General features: G+C 40.3%; 17 protein-coding genes. 4 read left to right on the forward strand and 13 right to left on the reverse strand.

From position 1 onward, the window contains the following. Nucleotides 1–3: 3 nt before the first annotated feature. Together fadR and OC443_RS11745 are read right to left on the reverse strand one after the other, a co-directional pair. The gene (gene fadR / locus OC443_RS11740; RefSeq protein WP_073586302.1) at nt 4–840 is read right to left on the reverse strand and encodes a fatty acid metabolism transcriptional regulator FadR; all 837 of its coding nucleotides are present in this window, start codon (nt 838–840) and stop codon (nt 4–6) included. Nucleotides 841–1257: 417 nt separating this feature from the next. Beyond that, nucleotides 1258–1464 (reverse strand): hypothetical protein, encoded by a 207-nt coding sequence (locus OC443_RS11745; RefSeq protein ID WP_073586301.1) that lies wholly within the window; start codon nt 1462–1464, stop codon nt 1258–1260. On the opposite strand from OC443_RS11745, the gene nhaB reads away from it, so the two are divergent. After that, nucleotides 1463–3058 (forward strand): Na(+)/H(+) antiporter NhaB, encoded by a 1596-nt coding sequence (nhaB, locus tag OC443_RS11750; RefSeq protein WP_073586300.1) that lies wholly within the window; start codon nt 1463–1465, stop codon nt 3056–3058. The genes OC443_RS11745 and nhaB overlap by 2 nt on opposite strands. 79 nt (nt 3059–3137) lie before the next feature. Further along, nucleotides 3138–3656 (forward strand): disulfide bond formation protein DsbB, encoded by a 519-nt coding sequence (gene dsbB / locus OC443_RS11755; protein ID WP_073586299.1) that lies wholly within the window; start codon nt 3138–3140, stop codon nt 3654–3656. Between the two features lie 59 nt (nt 3657–3715). Here dsbB and OC443_RS11760 read toward each other — a convergent pair whose 3' ends face one another. The 3 genes from OC443_RS11760 to cysB all read right to left on the reverse strand — a co-directional run bounded on the left by OC443_RS11760 (nt 3716) and on the right by cysB (nt 8547). After that, nucleotides 3716–6532 carry a DNA translocase FtsK gene (locus OC443_RS11760; RefSeq protein WP_073586298.1) on the reverse strand — a complete coding sequence of 939 codons (2817 nt, stop codon included), beginning with the start codon at nt 6530–6532 and terminating at the stop codon, nt 3716–3718. Nucleotides 6533–6715: 183 nt separating this feature from the next. Continuing rightward, nucleotides 6716–7210 carry a leucine-responsive transcriptional regulator Lrp gene (gene lrp, locus OC443_RS11765; RefSeq protein ID WP_073586297.1) on the reverse strand — a complete coding sequence of 165 codons (495 nt, stop codon included), beginning with the start codon at nt 7208–7210 and terminating at the stop codon, nt 6716–6718. Between the two features lie 362 nt (nt 7211–7572). Beyond that, entirely contained in the window at nt 7573–8547 is a 975-nt protein-coding gene (gene cysB / locus OC443_RS11770) for an HTH-type transcriptional regulator CysB (RefSeq protein WP_073586296.1), read from the reverse strand. Between the two features lie 291 nt (nt 8548–8838). On the opposite strand from cysB, the gene OC443_RS11775 reads away from it, so the two are divergent. Next, nucleotides 8839–9603 (forward strand): DNA repair protein, encoded by a 765-nt coding sequence (locus OC443_RS11775; protein ID WP_073586295.1) that lies wholly within the window; start codon nt 8839–8841, stop codon nt 9601–9603. Nucleotides 9604–9665: 62 nt separating this feature from the next. After that, nucleotides 9666–10436 (forward strand): tRNA isopentenyl-2-thiomethyl-A-37 hydroxylase MiaE, encoded by a 771-nt coding sequence (gene miaE / locus OC443_RS11780; protein ID WP_073586294.1) that lies wholly within the window; start codon nt 9666–9668, stop codon nt 10434–10436. Nucleotides 10437–10503: 67 nt separating this feature from the next. Here miaE and pyrF read toward each other — a convergent pair whose 3' ends face one another. The 8 genes from pyrF to ppiD form a co-directional block, all read right to left on the reverse strand. Further along, the gene (pyrF, locus tag OC443_RS11785) at nt 10504–11199 is read right to left on the reverse strand and encodes an orotidine-5'-phosphate decarboxylase (RefSeq protein WP_073586293.1); all 696 of its coding nucleotides are present in this window, start codon (nt 11197–11199) and stop codon (nt 10504–10506) included. A gap of 59 nt (nt 11200–11258) precedes the next feature. After that, the gene (lapB, locus tag OC443_RS11790) at nt 11259–12428 is read right to left on the reverse strand and encodes a lipopolysaccharide assembly protein LapB (protein WP_073586292.1); all 1170 of its coding nucleotides are present in this window, start codon (nt 12426–12428) and stop codon (nt 11259–11261) included. 9 nt (nt 12429–12437) lie between these two features. Continuing rightward, nucleotides 12438–12716, reverse strand: coding sequence for a LapA family protein (locus OC443_RS11795; RefSeq protein ID WP_073586291.1), 279 nt, complete (start codon nt 12714–12716; stop codon nt 12438–12440). 147 nt (nt 12717–12863) lie between these two features. Then, nucleotides 12864–13148 (reverse strand): integration host factor subunit beta, encoded by a 285-nt coding sequence (gene ihfB, locus OC443_RS11800; protein ID WP_073586290.1) that lies wholly within the window; start codon nt 13146–13148, stop codon nt 12864–12866. 85 nt (nt 13149–13233) lie between these two features. Beyond that, nucleotides 13234–14904, reverse strand: coding sequence for a 30S ribosomal protein S1 (rpsA, locus tag OC443_RS11805; RefSeq protein WP_262021672.1), 1671 nt, complete (start codon nt 14902–14904; stop codon nt 13234–13236). A 109-nt stretch (nt 14905–15013) separates the two neighbouring features. Further along, on the reverse strand, nt 15014–15703 hold the full coding sequence (gene cmk, locus OC443_RS11810; protein WP_073579808.1) for a (d)CMP kinase: 690 nt from the start codon (nt 15701–15703) through the stop codon (nt 15014–15016). Between the two features lie 195 nt (nt 15704–15898). Beyond that, nucleotides 15899–16201 (reverse strand): ComEA family DNA-binding protein, encoded by a 303-nt coding sequence (locus tag OC443_RS11815; protein ID WP_073579809.1) that lies wholly within the window; start codon nt 16199–16201, stop codon nt 15899–15901. Between the two features lie 131 nt (nt 16202–16332). Further along, entirely contained in the window at nt 16333–18189 is a 1857-nt protein-coding gene (ppiD, locus tag OC443_RS11820) for a peptidylprolyl isomerase (protein ID WP_073579810.1), read from the reverse strand. Nucleotides 18190–18199: the final 10 nt, after the last annotated feature.

Here is an 18199-nt window from a genome sequence, read left to right on the forward strand (position 1 = left end):
TTTCTAGCAATCATCTTCAGTAAAGCTGGTCGGTAAAGAACGCTTCATTTCATTCCAGATTTGACCACTTTCTATACCATACTGACGAATCAGAGCAGGTAATTGTTCCCGGTTTTCTGAACAACATAAAACCAACAAATCTTTGTAGAAATTCAGTGCCAGATCCCGGGCTTCCGGATTTGAAAAATAATAGGAGCCCACACGATCATAAAGCTTCTTCAATCCATTAAAAATCAGTCCATATATCTGATTTCCCGAATGAAATGCCAAACGCTGAAATAACATGTAGTCATAAAAATTGAAAGTCTTGGCGATTAACTTCTGCTCTCTTTCTTCCAGATCTTCTTCTTCACTTTTAATGTGATGAAGAATCTTCCCGGCATACTGTGAGTTCTCAATAAAGTCATCCCAGGATTCAGCATTCAGTAACGATTCACAGGACTCAATAACTCTCTGAATCGTTTTTTGTGACTGACTTTGATTCACTTTAAATGCATAACGCATAAAAATTGGACTGATGTTAGTTCGTACCGCAAGTAAATCTTCAACAATACTCGTTGCATTGTCTGCATCGAGCGTCATCAGGGTATCCAGAATATGTAGTCCTGAAGTCTCCATAAACTGATTAACCTTAGTCGGTTTTCCATGCTGAATCGTTAACCAGCCATCACGGGCTAAACGTTGTAAAACTTCCCGTAAAGTCGTTCTCGTAACACCAATTAGTTCTGACAGTTCTCTTTCGGCAGGGAGAATAGAACCTGGAGGAAAACGTCCATTCCAGATACTTTCTATAATATATTTTTCTGCAAAACCAGCCGGGCTTTTTGCCTTAATGACCATTCAGTACTTTTCCAGTTAAGTTTTTGTAAGACAAGTGGCCCATATGATACCACCAGTTGTTGCAATGCGGAAATTTCACATCCAGTTATTTTTCTGGTATTACTCTTACCGATCATTGATAAGACGAATAACTTATTGCAGATTTGATTTAGCTTAAGATTACCATTCTGAAATTCAAATACAATGAAATCGTCATCAATTGAGTATCTATTCAATAAATGGCATTAAAATTATTAATAAAATTACATAATTGTAAATTTACTACATATTTATTAACCTAACCGGAATCATTGAAGATCACTATTGAGGCCGGGATCACGTAACGAGTGTGAAGTTGTTACACTTTTTATACTAAAACAATTATATTTGATGCGTTTTATATGTGAGAATCTTCAGTAATAGCGCATTATTTTTTATCTACGAGTCATAACCTAATATAGGAATATGGTTTTCAAAAATGGAAACCACACCTTTTTTTTGTTTGGGAGTAGCAAGTTGATTGTTCAAAAAGAAACCTGTTACTGTGAAATGTATAATTTTTGAATAGATAATACCGTATATCTTACGGGCAATAGCAGTGGTTATAAATATCTGTTCATAACAAATAATAAGAGTAATCATCATGCCTATTTCATTAAGAAATGCTTTTATTAAAAATTTCCTTGGAAAGGCGCCAGACTGGTATAAGCTGGCAATCATCGCGTTTCTTATCATCAACCCTATCGTCTTCTTTTATGTGAGCCCATTCGTTGCAGGCTGGTGCCTTGTCGCAGAATTCATCTTTACTCTGGCAATGGCTCTGAAATGTTACCCCCTTCAACCCGGGGGATTACTTGCTATAGAAGCAGTTGCAATAGGAATGACCAGTCCGGAACAGGTCAAACATGAATTAGTTGCAAATATTGAAGTACTCCTTCTCCTGATCTTTATGGTTGCGGGTATCTACTTCATGAAACAACTGCTGCTTTTCATATTCACGAAAATACTTTTAGGCGTACGTTCAAAAGTAAAACTTTCACTGGCATTTTGTGTCGCGGCTGCGTTTCTTTCCGCATTCTTAGATGCACTGACAGTTATTGCTGTCATTATTAGTGTCGCTGTCGGTTTCTATGCGATATACCATAAAGTGGCTTCCGGCCGCGGGGAGCATCATTCTCATGATCACACCCGTGATGAGCATATCTCAGATCTCACAAGAGATGACCTGGAAAACTACCGTTCTTTCCTCAGGTCTCTTTTGATGCATTCTGGTGTTGGAACTGCCTTAGGTGGCGTAATGACAATGGTGGGCGAGCCTCAAAACCTTATCATTGCAGATCAGGCCCACTGGCATTTTGGTGAGTTCCTGATTCGGATGTCTCCGGTGACATTCCCCGTTTTCATTTTTGGTGTTTTCACATGTATTCTTGTCGAAAAAATGAAAATCTTTGGCTACGGAGCTACGCTCCCTGAAAACGTACGAAAAATTCTGGTTGATTATGAAACAGAACAGAAAAAACATCGTACAAATCTTGATGTAGCAAAACTCTGGATACAGGGACTGATTGCGGTTTGGTTGATCGTCGGTTTAGCTGTTCATGTCGCAGCTGTTGGTCTAATCGGGTTGTCAGTCATAATTCTTGCGACAACATTCACCGGAGTCATTGACGAACACGCGATCGGTAAAGCATTTGAAGAAGCATTGCCATTTACAGCTTTGCTTGCAGTCTTCTTCTCTATTGTTGCCGTCATCATCGACCAACATCTGTTTAAGCCGGTAATAGAAGCGGTGCTACATCTGGAAAACGCAGATCTGCAGCTGGCAATGTTCTATATAGCGAATGGTTTACTTTCAATGGTGTCTGATAACGTCTTTGTCGGAACTGTTTACATCAACGAAGTGAAGACAGCGCTTAATGAAGGTGTTATCACACGTGATCAGTTCGACCTGCTTGCTGTCGCTATTAACACCGGAACTAACCTGCCATCCGTAGCAACCCCGAATGGACAAGCTGCATTCCTGTTCTTGCTGACTTCAGCATTAGCACCTTTGATCAGATTATCTTATGGGCGAATGGTTATCATGGCTCTGCCTTATACCATCGTACTGGCAATTATCGGTTTACTTGGCATTATGTTCCTTGTTGAGCCAATGACAGCAGCTTATTACGATCTGCACTGGATATCTCACCATGTGCCTCAGGCCCTTTCTCCTGTAACATCTGGCGGCGGTCACTAATTACCTCTTGAGTCCGGAACTATTTCGCGTTAAAAAGCTCTGTAATACAGAGCTTTTTATTTTTACAGGATATAAAACAGTGACACTAATAACTAAACTAAATCAATTTTCCCAGCGTCGGGTTTCCTGGCTTGTATTATTTCTATCCGTTATATTCTTTGAGTTATGTGCACTTTTCTTTCAACATGGATTAAAACTGGCGCCATGTGTCATGTGTATTTATGAAAGAATAGCAATGTTAGGTATCGCGGGAGCTGCATTAATTGGATTAATCGCTCCGGGAAATATCTTCTTCAGAGGGATAGGGTTACTTGGATGGGGATACACCGCATTCCGGGGATTCACTCTGGCAAATCAGCATGTAGAATATCAATTACACCCTTCACCATTTGCCACTTGTGATGCATTTGTTCAACTACCACACTGGGCACCTTTAAACCAGTGGATGCCATGGATGTTTAAAGCCTATGGCGATTGTAGTGAAATTTCCTGGCAGTTTCTGAATCTTTCAATGCCACAATGGCTGGTGATTATCTTTGCAGCCAACATTTTAATCGCAGTGATATTTATTCTTTCTCAGCTAAAAAGTAGTCGTTGAATTAATACCGTTGGACAGCCAGTTTATAGCACTTTAGTCACAACTGGCTGTTCAAATTCTTACTCTCCGACCGGTGCAGGTGCCAAAACTTCCCGGTTACCATTGTGTCCGGGAGCACTGACAATCCCCTGAGCCTCAAGCTGTTCAACAATCCTTGCTGCACGGTTATAACCTATTTTAAATCGCCGCTGAACTCCGGAAACTGAACCTCGCCGGGTTTCAACGACATGAGCAACAACCTGGTCAAACAATGGATCTACATCTTCATCAGCATCTGGTTGCTCCCCTGGCAGTAAAGCGTCAGGGCCCTGCTCACCATGAGTAATCTCAGCTATATAATCAGGTTTACCTCTGGCTTTCCAGTTATTGACTACCGCGTGAACGTCATCGTCTGATGCAAATGCACCGTGCACCCGGGTTGTATGGTTGGAACCTGGAGGTAAATACAGCATGTCCCCCATACCCAACAGTGACTCCGCCCCACCCTGATCCAGAATCGTTCTGGAGTCAGTTTTTGTTGAAACCGTAAATGCCACTCTTGTTGGAATATTTGCTTTAATCAACCCGGTGATGACATCAACAGAAGGCCGTTGAGTTGCAAGAACAAGATGTATACCAGCGGCTCGGGCTTTCTGAGCAAGCCTCGCAATTAATTCCTCGACTTTCTTACCAACGACCATCATCAGGTCGGCAAATTCATCAACAATAACAACGATAAACGGTAATTTTTCCAGGCGCGGAGGTTCTGAATCCATACTATCTCCCTCTTTCCACAGAGGGTCGTGTATCGGATGACCAGCTTGTTCAGCCTGATCCAGTTTTTCATTGAAGCCTTTGATATTTCTCACACCCAGCACTGACATCAACTTATACCGGCGCTCCATTTCAGCAACACACCACCGTAGTGCATTTGAAGCATCTTTCATGTCTGTCACAACTTCAGTCAGTAAGTGCGGTATTCCTTCATACACTGATAATTCCAACATTTTAGGGTCAATCATAATAAACCTGACTTCATCTGGCGTTGATTTATACAACATACTCAGAATCATCACGTTAACACCAACTGACTTCCCTGACCCCGTTGTACCCGCAACAAGCACATGCGGCATTTTCGCTAAGTCAGCGACAACTGCTTCTCCGGCAATATCCTGCCCTAATACGACAGTTGTTGGTGAAGACGAACGTTGAAATTTTTCACTGCTAATGACATCGGAAAGATAAACGGTTTGACGCGTCAGATTTGGTAATTCAAGACCAACATATGGTTTTCCGGGAATGACTTCCACGACGCGAACAGCAGATGCCGATAAAGAACGAGCTAAATCCGTTGATAAACCAGATATACGGCTTACTTTCACTCCTGGAGCTAAATCCAGCTCAAAGCGGGTAATCACAGGCCCAGGATAAATACCCACAACGTTTGCTTTAATTTTATAGTCTGCCAGCTTAGACTCAACCAAACGCGCAATACGCTCCAGCATATCCTGATCGATGAAGTCATCACGTTGTTCCGGGTGATACAAAAGCTCCAATGTTGGCAAAGGCTCTTCAGGCTTGGGCAAGTCGACATTTTTCTGAACTAAAAAAGGATTCTGCATAGACACTTCAGCTTCTTTGGCCTCAGCAATGATATTTTGAAATGCCACGACATCTTCATCAAGATCAACGTCCCTGCCTTCATCAAGGACATGCTCAGCATCATAGGGTTCATTCATTTCAGCTTCAGTTGCATTTTCTATATCAGAGTGATGAATACTTTCGTCATCGTCAAACACATCCAAATCAGAAATTACAGGTTCAGGTTGATGATCAATTTCTATCGAATCAATCGATATTCCGGCAGACTGAATCGTTTCGGGCACTGCTGGCTCACTATAAGCCTGCAGATTTTCTTCTTCTGAAACAGCTTCATGAGAACAGGATAATTCAGAAACGGAGATTTCATCCTGCCTGTTTTCGCAGGTTGAATTGATATCATGAACAAGATCACCCATGTCTGCGAAATCTTCCCCCTGAAAGTCTTGCCCATTTTCAGTGTGATTCAACGATTGAGGTAAGTGTATATTGTAATCTCGTTTTTCAGTGATAATTGATTCAGGGATGACATTCTCTTGTGACTCTTTGACAAAGTCAGCCTCTCTTTCACTTTTTACGTCTGAGACCCTATCAACAGAAAAATCAGCTTTCTGAACAGAAGGCTTAAGAATTACCTCAGATGAATCTTTACGAATCCTCGCCAATATTTTTGTAGTACAGGAAATACTGAAGTCACCAAGCCATTCCACAATCGTAAGCCACGAGATTCCGGTCAGCAAAGTGAAACCAGCTCCCCACAGGAACAAAAATATCAGAGTACTTCCAAGAATATTGAATGTTGGCAATGCCAGGTTACTTAATACATCACCAACAACACCACCAGAAGAAAAATACCATAAATCGTCAAAATTGATGTTTGCCAGTCCGCAGCTTGTCAGTAAGAGGATGACAAACCCAAGTAAACGTGTTCCCCACAGCATGAAATCAACAGCTGAAGGTTGTGCTTCACGTTTTCGAAGCATAATCCAGGCAATAACGGTAATAAAGACAGGAAGAGGGTAGGCAATGAATCCAAATATAAAAAAGAGTGTATCCGCAATCCAGGCCCCTATGTAACCGCCGGCATTGTGTAGCTCTCCTCCCCAGGAAGTTTGCGACCATGACGGATCTGCCGGACTAAAAGTAAAAAGAGCAACAGAAAAAAAAACGGATAAAAGTACAGCCAAAATCAAAGCACATTCCCGTAACCGCTGGATACCATTTAAGCGAGATGACCGGGAGACCTCTGCCCTAGTTTTAATCAGAGTCTGAACTGTACTCTTGCTCTCTTTTAACATAGCTTATCTTTAACCAGTAATAACAATTCAATTTTACAGTAACTATAAATTTTCCGTAACTATAAATAGTCCGAGCGGCTAATTGCCGCTCGGACTGCATTACCATCATTTAATCATACCGACACTTAAAACCCAATAAACTTCAGTCAGAATATAGAAAATTCCAAGTCATGATGCTAAGTATTATCTTGTTTTTATCACCAATTGATTGGTCTGTTTCACTTCTTCCATGACCACATAAGTTCGGGTGTCGTTGACACCAGGCAAACGAAGCAGTGTGTCACCCAATAATTTACGGTATGCGCCCATATCAGATACCCGGGTTTTAAGCAAATAGTCAAAATCACCTGACACCAGATGACATTCCTGAATATCATCCAGTTTCTGAACAGCATTATTGAACTGCTCAAAGACATCCGGGGCACCACGATTTAAAGTAATTTCCACAAAAACCAGCAAAGACGCATCAAGATACTGTGGGTTTAACAGCGCGGTATAACCCATAATATAGTTTTGTCGTTCGAGACGCCTGACCCTCTCAAGACACGGCGTTGGAGACAAACCGACTCTTTTCGATAACTCAACGTTCGAAATTCTTCCGTCTCGCTGTAGTTCATTCAAAATATTGCGATCAATACGATCTAAATCCTTAGATGGCTTTTTATAGTTGTCTGCCATACTTATTCCACCTTTATCACTTCCTTGCAATTACACTAAAAAAATATAAAAAATCTTAGCTTTCTAGATTAGAACTATATCAGCCATTAATTCGTTATATTACACAAGCACCCAGTGAATACAACTAAATAGACTGACTATAATCAATATCAAATAATCTTAACAGACTATTTTTTTCCTTTGATTATTCCAATAAGATGTCATTATTATCATAAAAAATCAAACAAAAACAATAAGTTAAACAAAAAACAAATCACAATAAAAACGTGTACCAGCCTGTTTCATTTCGAACTGGCTTCTGGGCCCGTCCAAAAGAACTGATAGCAGGAAGGATGCTCCAAGCTCCACATCAATGTGAAAGATTACCTGACAGGCAGGTTAATATCTTTAAACATCTCTTCGATTTCCTGATTTGATTTCAACGCGATAGCCTGCTCAACAACCGGACGCGTTAAATGAGAAGCAAACCTCTCCATGAAATCATACATATAAGATCGAAGGAAAGTACCTCTGCGAAATCCGATACTTGTGGTACTTGAACCAAACAAATGGCTGGCATCAATTGCGACCAGGTCAGTATCCTGTTCCTCGTCAAAAGCCATACTGGCGATCACCCCTACACCCACACCAATACGAACATATGTCTTAATCACATCGGCATCTGTCGCTGTGAAAACAACCCGAGGTACCCGGCCAACCTGATTAAAGGCCATATCCAGCTCTGAACGACCAGTAAACCCGAATACATAAGTAACCAGCGGATAAGTCGAAAGTTCTTCAATAGTAATTGTAGCCTTTGAAGCCAAAGGATGGCCTTTCGGTACGACAATAGAGCGATTCCAGTGATAACAAGGAAGCATAATTGCGTCTTGATATAAATGCAGGGCCTCAGTCGCAATTGCAAAATTCGCAATCCCTTTCGACACAGCTTCAGACATCTGACTGGGAGTTCCCTGGTGCATGTGAAGGGAGACTTTAGGATAACGTGCCGTAAAACCTTTAATCACCTCAGGAAGCGCATAGCGCGCCTGAGTATGTGTCGTGGATATATTCAGCGTGCCCATTTCAGGATTAGTATGCTCTCCTGCAACTGCTTTAATACTTTCAACCCGGGATAGTATTTCCTGAGCAATTTTAACAATTTCTTCCCCTGCTCCGGTCAACTGAGTCAGATGTTTTCCGCTTCGCTCAAAAATTTGAATACCCAGCTCATCCTCCAGCAAGCGGACCTGTTTACTTATTCCAGGTTGAGATGTATACAAACTTTCAGCAGTTGCAGACACGTTCAGGCTATGATTAACAACCTCAACAATATATTTTAATTGCTGCAATTTCATATAGAACCCCGTTATCTTTTGAGCAATACAACAGTATATATCATTTTATATAATCATTAGTTATAATGTTTAATGATGTGAATTAATACCCCCGAAGTAGCAACTTCCGGAAAATTATTGAATGTAGCTCTGGAATTAGTGTTTTTCAGCCCAGATTTTCACTTTTGTCCCGGAATGTGTAATCATTCACTAGTAAGACATGTCAAATTCTGTCATGTTGTTATGAAGTTATTGTCAGGAATGCTATATTCTTGACTGTGTTTTAGCGAATTACGGTTGAATACAAGATATATGAGTATTGGATTAATCATCACCTTGGTTGGATTATTACTGTTTTTAGTACTCGGCTATAACATGATGCTGCAGTACAAGATTAAAGTTGATGCAGCTAAAAAACACGAATCGGCTCGTTATATCGCAATAATCGATGCAACTGAAGAACTTATAAGCAATGCACACCATATCCCTTTTAGTAAAGCTCTTTTAGTGTGCCTCAATAACAGAATATTGGATGCCCTCCAAAGTATGCATGAGCTGGATCCTAAGAATAAACCCTTATCTCAGAGGGTTCAGGATATGCAGAGACAGGTTAAGCACCTGAAAGAGAATCATCCCGATAAAGACAGTACTCCTTTCAAAGTTCCGTCGAGTGATAAACAGGCGATTGTCATGTTGAAACTTGTAAAACGTTTAAGAGACACTATTCGCACGGAACATAATAAAGGCCGGCTTGATACCCAGTCGTATGTGAACGAAAATGCCCGTTTGGAAACAATGCAAATACGTATCAATATTGAAAACGTAATCAAACGGGCTAAAGATTCAATTAACAGGGGTCAGGCGGGCACTGCAACTCAGTTGCTTAAAAAAGGAATTGATGTGCTCAGTGCAAGGAATGACACTTATTCTGTACAGGCTAAGGGAAAGCTTCAGGATATGCTTGAAGAACTGGAAAACAAGCGCCAGAAAACCCGAGCTGCCGAGCAGCAAATGCAGAATGAAAACGAACGAGACAATGATATTGATGCATTGTTTGGTGAAAAGAAAAAATGGTAACATTTCTTTATTAAAGTTTATTTCAGGCCGCATCATGCGGCCTTTTTTAGGTACAAAACATCATGTTAAGCAATTTAGAAATTTCCTCGATACTGCAGCCAATACAGACATTTCTCCAGTGTGACACACCAAAAGAATGGCTTGCCAAAGCCCAAAAACCAGAAAATCTGGCTATCATTTTAACAGACCACCTCCTTTGTGAGTTAAAGGCTGGTCAATCAGCAATGCTTCTGGTTAAAAAATATGCAGCCGACAAAAGTAGTGCCTTGTTTTTACAGGATTGGCTCAAACCCTATGAAGAATTTGCTTATAAAAACATTGGGAATATAGAAACCTTAAAAGATAAAAATAACTTTTCAAAGAGTATCATCGTCAAATCTGATTCTTCATACAGCCAACAGCTTATTGATAAAATGGTATTACTGATTAAAGAAGAACTGCACCATTTCTATCAGGTACTTGAAATCATGGCGCTGAAAGGAATTCAGTACCAAAGTGTTCCTGCGAGCAGATATGCAAAAGGCATGTTTTCTCATGTTAAAACGTATGAACCAGATACATTAGTGGATAAACTGATCATCGGCGCTTATATCGAAGCTCGTTCGTGCGAGCGATTTGCCAGATTAGCACCATATATGGATGCTGATATATCCAGCTTCTATGTTTCTCTGCTTCGTTCAGAAGCAAGGCATTTTCAGGATTATCTTAATCTGGCACAGTCAATCACACAGAAAGACATCTCAACCCGAATACAAGAATTTGGTCAGATTGAAGCTGAATTAATCTCAAGCCCTGATCAAGATTTTAAGTTTCATAGTGGTTTACCTGAATAAAAGGTTGTATTGATATATACAACCTTTTTATATGGCTCTCAATACGAATCAGAAAAAGGACAAAAGATTAAACGAGTGAAGCATTAATTTGAGAAAGAACAACTGATGGCTCTTTCGCTTGAGTAATTGGGCGCCCGATAACCAGATAATCAGAGCCGGCCTGTATCGCTTCTTGCGGTGTCATTACACGTTTTTGATCACCTTTGTCAGAGCCTGCTGGTCTGATTCCGGGTGTAACCAGTTTAAACTTTTCGCCAAATTCTGATTTCAGATAGTTTGCTTCCTGTGCTGAGCAAACAATACCATCTAAACCCGAATTTTTTGTTAGCTTAGCTAATCTGGAAACATGTTCCTGAAGTGTTACATCCACACCAATACTTTTCAGGTCTGATTGAGACATACTTGTCAGAACTGTCACACCAATCAATAAAGGTTTATCATCTCCATAAGAAACTAAAGCTTCACGGGCTGCAGTCATCATCTGCTCACCACCACTCGCATGAACATTCACCATCCATACGCCAAGGTCAGCTGCGGCCTTGACTGCCTTTGAACAGGTATTCGGAATATCATGAAACTTTAAGTCTAAAAATACAGAAAAGTCACGTTGGTGCAATTGACGAACAAAATCAGGCCCAAACAGCGTAAACATCTCCTTTCCAACTTTCAAACGACAACTTGTTGGATCAATCCTATCGACAAAACGAAGTGCCTCAGACTGATTATTATAATCTAACGCCACAATCACTTTTGGGTCGTTCATTTTGACTCCTCTGAATTAGTATAAATTATAGTTACAATAACAAACGTTACGTAGTGGAATTACTCTCCATCCAAACCACGAATAGGTTTCACCTTTCCCCAGCTCTTGCAGGAAGGGCAATACCAATATAAAGAATGAGAAGAAAACCCACACTTTCTACAGCGATAATCAGGTTTAATTCTCATTTGCTCACCAACCATACTCTGAAGAGCTGAGAGACTTTCTTTCGCCCGTCCTTCCTCAGCTTCAGCCAGATGGTAATCCATCAAACGATAAAACCCTTTCATTGTTGGGTTCTTCGCCAGCTGTTTTGTTAATAAATCCAAAGCAGCCCCAGTCCCTTCATGGTGAGCAACCAACTGGGCCAACATCAATTCTGAAGAAGCACCCGCATGAGCATTTATACAACGCTTTAAAAATTGAATTAATTCTTGTTCTTGCCCAAGGTGATGATAACAATCAGCAAGAGTAGATAAAATTTCACCCACAAAGTCAGCATCTTGTTCAAGAACATTCTCCATATAATGAATCGTCTGCTTATAATCTTCTTTTTCCAGATATAGCTTACCTAACTCAATACTGGCTCTGACACACTGTGGGTCTTCAGATAAAGCTTTTCTATAGAGCTGAACCGCTTTCACCTCATCTCTTAAAGCATAAGCATCTGAAGCTAATTCACACCAAAAATGAGCAATACTGCTTCGCATTTTTTTTCTTCCAAGCCTGACTAAAGCATGAGCACAATCAATAGCTTTTATCCATTCCCGGGTTTGCTGGTAAATAGAAGTCAATTGGAGTAACGCTGACTCTCGGTGCTCAGGCTCATCTAACAACTGTTCAAATATTCGCTCAGCCCTATCTAAGAAACCAGCAACCATGTAATCTTTAGCCAGCTGTTGAAGTGCCAGATTCTTTTGTTCAATCGTGAGCCCTGAACGAGAAATCAAATTTTGGTGAATACGAATAGCCCGATCAACTTCCCCCCTGGAACGAAATAAGTTCCCAAGAGCTAAATGCGTATCAATTGTTTCATCATCAACCTGAAGCAACTCAATAAAATGATCGACTGCCTTATCAGATTGATCAGAAAGTAACAGATTTAAACCCGCAACATATTGACGAGAAATTTGGTGTGACTGTTTCTGCTTATCTTGCTGAGCACTACGATGCCCCATATACCAACCATATGCGGCAGCAATGGGCAATAGCAGGAAGAGTATTTCTAACATTGACAGAGACTATCCAATATTATTTTTAGTGTCCAGACTCTTATTTTCATACTGCTTTAACTGTTTGTTCAACTTTCTGACCTGCAATCTGGACTTAAGATGTAAACTTCCGAAAATGAACCAGGCGATGATAAAGCCCACGACAAAGATAACTCCCATCAACCAAGATAAGTGAAAGTCACCCTTAGCTATTAAATAATTAAAGGTCACCGTCTCCTGATTTTGGGCTCCCAGGGCAAGTGCAATGAGGAAAAGAACAATGATAGATAATATTTTTATAATTCTCATAATATAAAAACCTGCATCAGTTACCAGCAGCCCTGATTATGCAAGAAAATCACCGCCTACACCATGAATATTTCAAAGCGTTCAGTCCAACCTAAAAAAAACGGCATATCAAAAGATATGCCGTCTATTCATAATAAGCAAAATGATTTACAGGTTGCTGTTCACACGTTCTCGAAGCTCTTTTCCAGGTTTAAAATGAGGTACATATTTACCCTCAAGTTCAACCTTATCTCCAGTTTTTGGATTTCGTCCGATACGTGGTTCACGATAGTGTAAAGAGAAACTGCCAAAGCCTCGAATTTCTATTCTATCGCCTTGTTCTAACGAAGAAGCCATGTGTTCCAGAATATCCTTCACTGCATCTTCAATCTCTTTTGCGGACAAGTGAGTTTGCTCTGCACATAATCTTTCAATCAATTCAGACTTTGTCATAGTGTCCCTCTTTTTACTCTAGGAATATCAGAACTTAGTTCTAACAGAAAAAGGAGCCTACCGGCTCCTTTTTCGGCGAGTCTGATTATTCGCCTTTAGCAGCCTTAAATGCATCAGCCATTGCACTACCAAACGAAGATTCATCTTGCTTGTTCAGTGAAGCCATTGCTTCTTGCTCTTCTGCTTCATCTTTTGCTTTGATTGAAAGGTTAATTACACGATTCTTACGGTCAACACCAGTAAATTTCGCTTCAAGACTATCACCCACATTCAAAACAAGAGACGCGTCTTCAACACGGTCACGGGATACTTCAGAAGCACGAATGTAACCTTCAACGCCATCTTCTAGTTCAATTGTAGCACCTTTCGCATCAACTGCAGTTACAGTACCATTGACTAATGCACCTTTTTTGTTTTCAGATACATATGCGTTAAATGGATCACTTTCCATCTGCTTAACACCAAGAGAGATGCGCTCACGCTCAGCATCAACTGCAAGTACAACAGCTGAGATTTCATCACCTTTCTTGTATTCACGGACAGCTTCTTCTCCAGGGACATTCCAGGAAATATCAGACAGGTGAACAAGACCATCAATGCCGCCTTCAAGACCAATAAAGATACCAAAGTCAGTAATAGACTTGATCTTACCAGTTACTTTGTCACCTTTAGTCTGACCTTCAGCAAATTCTTGCCAAGGATTAGCTTTACATTGCTTCAGACCAAGAGAAATACGACGACGTTCTTCATCAATATCAAGAACCATGACTTCAACTTCATCGCCAACATTCACAACTTTTGAAGGGTGAATGTTCTTATTCGTCCAATCCATTTCTGAAACGTGAACCAAACCTTCTACGCCTTCTTCGATTTCAACGAAACAGCCGTAATCAGTCAGGTTAGTGACACGACCCGAAAGTTTATGCCCTTCAGGGTAACGCTTAGCAATAGCTACCCATGGATCTTCGCCTAATTGCTTCAGGCCCAGAGAAACACGAGTACGGTCACGATCAAACTTCAGTACCTTCACTAAAATTTCATCACCAACATTCACGATTTCAGATGGATGTTTAACACGTTTCCACGCCATATCAGTGATGTGAAGCAGGCCATCAACACCGCCTAAATCTACGAATGCACCGTAATCAGTCAGGTTCTTAACAATACCTTTAACTTCAGTACCTTCTTGGAGAGTTTCAAGAAGCTCATCACGCTCAACACTGTTTTCTGATTCGATAACAGCACGACGAGATACAACAACATTATTACGCTTTTGATCAAGTTTAATTACTTTAAACTCGAGCTCTTTGTTTTCTAAATGAGTTGTATCACGAATAGGACGTACGTCTACAAGAGAACCAGGAAGGAAAGCACGGATACCATTCAGTTCAACAGTAAAGCCACCTTTAACTTTTCCGTTGATAACACCAACAACAGTTTCTGCTTCTTCATAGGCTTTCTCAAGAACAATCCAAGCTTCATGGCGTTTTGCTTTCTCACGAGAAAGCTGAGTTTCACCAAAGCCATCTTCTACGGCATCAAGTGCAACATCGACTTCAGAGCCAACTTCAACTTCAAGTTCGCCAGATGCATTTTTAAATTGTTCTGCAGGGATAGCCGATTCAGATTTCAATCCAGCGTCTACAAGAACAAAGCCATTTTCAATAGCGACAACAGTACCTTTAACAATAGTACCGGCCTGGAACTCAGTCTCACTTAGAAACTCTTCAAAGAGTTGAGCAAAAGATTCAGTCATTTATTTAATCTTCAATAATTTAAACGTCCACGGGCTTCCTACCACATGGGGTTATTAACTTCGCTAATCATCATCCTTGCGATCAACGTTCTCTGAAATAATTAAGTTATCATTCGATATCCGTAACCAGTTCAGATTTTATATATTGCATAGATATATCAAAAACCTGCACAACGTCCATCGATGTTGAATCAACAATCAATGCGTCATCTGCCGGTTTTAACGGCGCAACAAGTCGATTTCTGTCTCGCTCATCACGCACTTTTATTTCGCTTAAAAGATCATCGAATTTAACATCCAGACCTTTATTTTGCAACTGATTAAAACGTCTTTTTGCACGTTCTTCGGCACTTGCGTCTAAAAATATTTTCACTTTGGCATCTGGAAAAACAATCGTCCCCATATCCCGGCCATCAGCAACCAGACCTTTGTTGTTGGCAAAAGATCGCTGACGTCTTAACAAGGCTTCCCTGACTCGTGGCAAAGCTGCAATTCTGGAAGCTGCCATTCCAGTGTCTTCTTTACGTAATTCATGGGAAACATCCTCGCCTTCTAAGAATACTTTCACCAAATCCCCATCGGCAATAAATTCAACATCAAGATGAGTCGCTAACGGAACAAGAGCTGTCTCTGACTCAGTATCAACACCATGATGGATCGCAGCTAATGCAAGAACACGGTATAAAGCCCCCGAATCCAGAAGTTCAAAGCCAAGCTTTTTAGCCAACATCATGCATAGTGTGCCCTTTCCGGCTCCACTTGGTCCATCTACAGTTATTACTGGTGCATCAAAGGACATGGTTTTCTCCATTATACAAGACAGCTATATTTACGATTCTAAAGTTTCAGGATTTCACTCAGCGGACAATTATAATGTGTATATTTTTACGGGGCTACCAAAGATTTCTAAAAGCTTAAATTCTTCAAAAAACATGATAAAAGCGGGGCTTATGTATTCATAAGCCCCGCTTTTATTGTTCACATTTTCTTCAAATTACTGTAAATGAATATAATCGCTGTTTCTTTCAAGCAAAGATAATCCAATGCCTTTGACATTGGTCAGCTCTTGAGCAGATTTAAATGAGCCATGTTCATTTCTGTAATCAACAATTGCCTGAGCTTTTTTTAATCCTATTCCTTTAAATATAGCAGCCATTTCTTCCGCGGATGCGGTGTTCACATCCACAGCTAACAACTCAGACTGCCCAACAGTTTCGCCCTCTGTTGAAGATTGGGCATATGACACTTGACAAGGCAGGTACAGAGCAAAAAAGATAATCAATAAATTTTTTAACATATGTTTTCTCCTGGTTAAACAACAAGTTCATCTTATTTAACCGGAGAAGAAGATCGATAGTAATCCCTGAAATACAGCACGGGCTGCACTCGCAGCCCGTACAAACAAACATATCAATTACATAAAAAACGCTACTGAGCAGTAAGATAATATTCGATATCTGTATTAGAACGTAATACTTCTAATAGATCTTTCATATCTTGCTGGCTTCCGGACCGAACCATCTGAGCTGCTAAGCTTTTACTGAACTGCTCATTGACTTCTGTCGTAACTTTTATCAGTTCAACGAAAACAATATCACCATTCTGATCTTTCGTTTGTCCATAAACAACACCACCATTTTCAGGTTTTTTCATTGCAAATACGGCATGAGATAGCGGAGAGCTCCTGTCGATTGATGATGATTTACCAAAAGCAAGCTGATTTTTTTTCAGTAGGGACTGATCACCCTGCTGTAAAGATGCCAGTAGTTTCTGAGCAACTGAAGAAGCTTCCTGCTCGCCCTTGATACGAGACAGTTTAGCAACAACTTTGTCATGAACTTTATCTAAAGCAAGCACTTGTTCTGGCCGAACTTCTTCAACCCGGACAACAACAACATCTTCAGGTGCAATTTCAATCACAGATGAATTAAGCCCTTCATCTTTAACTTCAGGATTATTCATCAAGGCATCTTTTACTTTAGAAGAGCTAATTACTTTTGGTAATTCATTTATAGAAACAAAGTCTGTCGTCTGAGCTTTAGAGTCAATCACCTTCGCAGCATCATCTAAAGAGTCCGGACTTTCAAATGCAACTTTTTCTAACTCACTTTGTAGCTTGTAAAAACTATCAGCGGCCTTCTCATCGCTCAGGGTTGAAGCAATGTCAGATTTAACTTCATCAAATGGTTTTACCACCGATGGCTTCATACCATCCAGACGAATAATGTGATAACCAAATGTTGACTTGACAACATCAGATAATCCACCAATTTTCTTTAGAGCAAATGCGGCTTTTTCAAATGCCGGGTCCATAACACCATGTTCGAACCAATCTAACTGCCCGCCCTGTTTTGCACTACCTGGATCCTGAGATTTATCTTTAGCTAATGCAGAAAAATTTTTTCCCGCTTTTAACTGCTTGAGAATGTCTTCAGCTTCGTTTTTATCCTTCACCAAGATGTGACTGACTTTCAGTTGTTCCTGTGTTGAGTATTGATCTTGATGATCCTGATAATATTTCCGGGATTCTTCATCAGAAACTTTGATTTTTGCTTTAAGTTTCTTTGCTGATAATTCGATATAAGAAACCTTAAATTGTTCTGGACGCATGAAATCATTTTGATGAGTTTTGTAATACTCATTAATTTCATCATCGCTTAATTTAACTTTCTTAGCATAATCATCCACACGCATAACCGCAGTACGGATGTCTCTCTTTTGAGAAAAAAGCGAAGCCTGAGCAGTCACTTCACTCTCCAAAGAAAATTCACTTGTCTGAATTGCATCGATAATTTGACTTTTTAACATATCACTGCGCATCTGCTCAGCAAAAGAGTCAGGCGTAAATCCGTTAGCACGCAGAAGTGATTGATATGTTTCCTGATTAAACTTGCCATCTGACTTAAACTGAGGAATATCAAGTATAGTCTGCCGAATATGGCTATCACTAATTCTCAGCCCCAATGACTGGGCATACTGCTTGATCAGGACATCATTAACCATTTTTTCTAATACAGAGCGTTTAAATGACGCCACATAACCAGGATCTGAGATCATATTTGAGAAATAATCACCCAGTTGCGACTGCATTCGATTACGTTCAGTCTGATAGGCTTTATCAAATGCAACCCGGCTAATTTTTGTATCGCCAACTTTGGCAGCAGAATTATTCTTTCCACTAACGAGATAGCTACTCACGCCAGCAAAAACAAATGAAAGAATAATAACTCCAAGGATAATCTTAATCGCGATGCTATTCACACCTTCGCGTAACCGATCCATCATAATCTAATTG

It is taken from the genome of Vibrio quintilis (assembly GCF_024529975.1).
GTDB classification, from domain to species: domain Bacteria; phylum Pseudomonadota; class Gammaproteobacteria; order Enterobacterales; family Vibrionaceae; genus Vibrio; species Vibrio quintilis.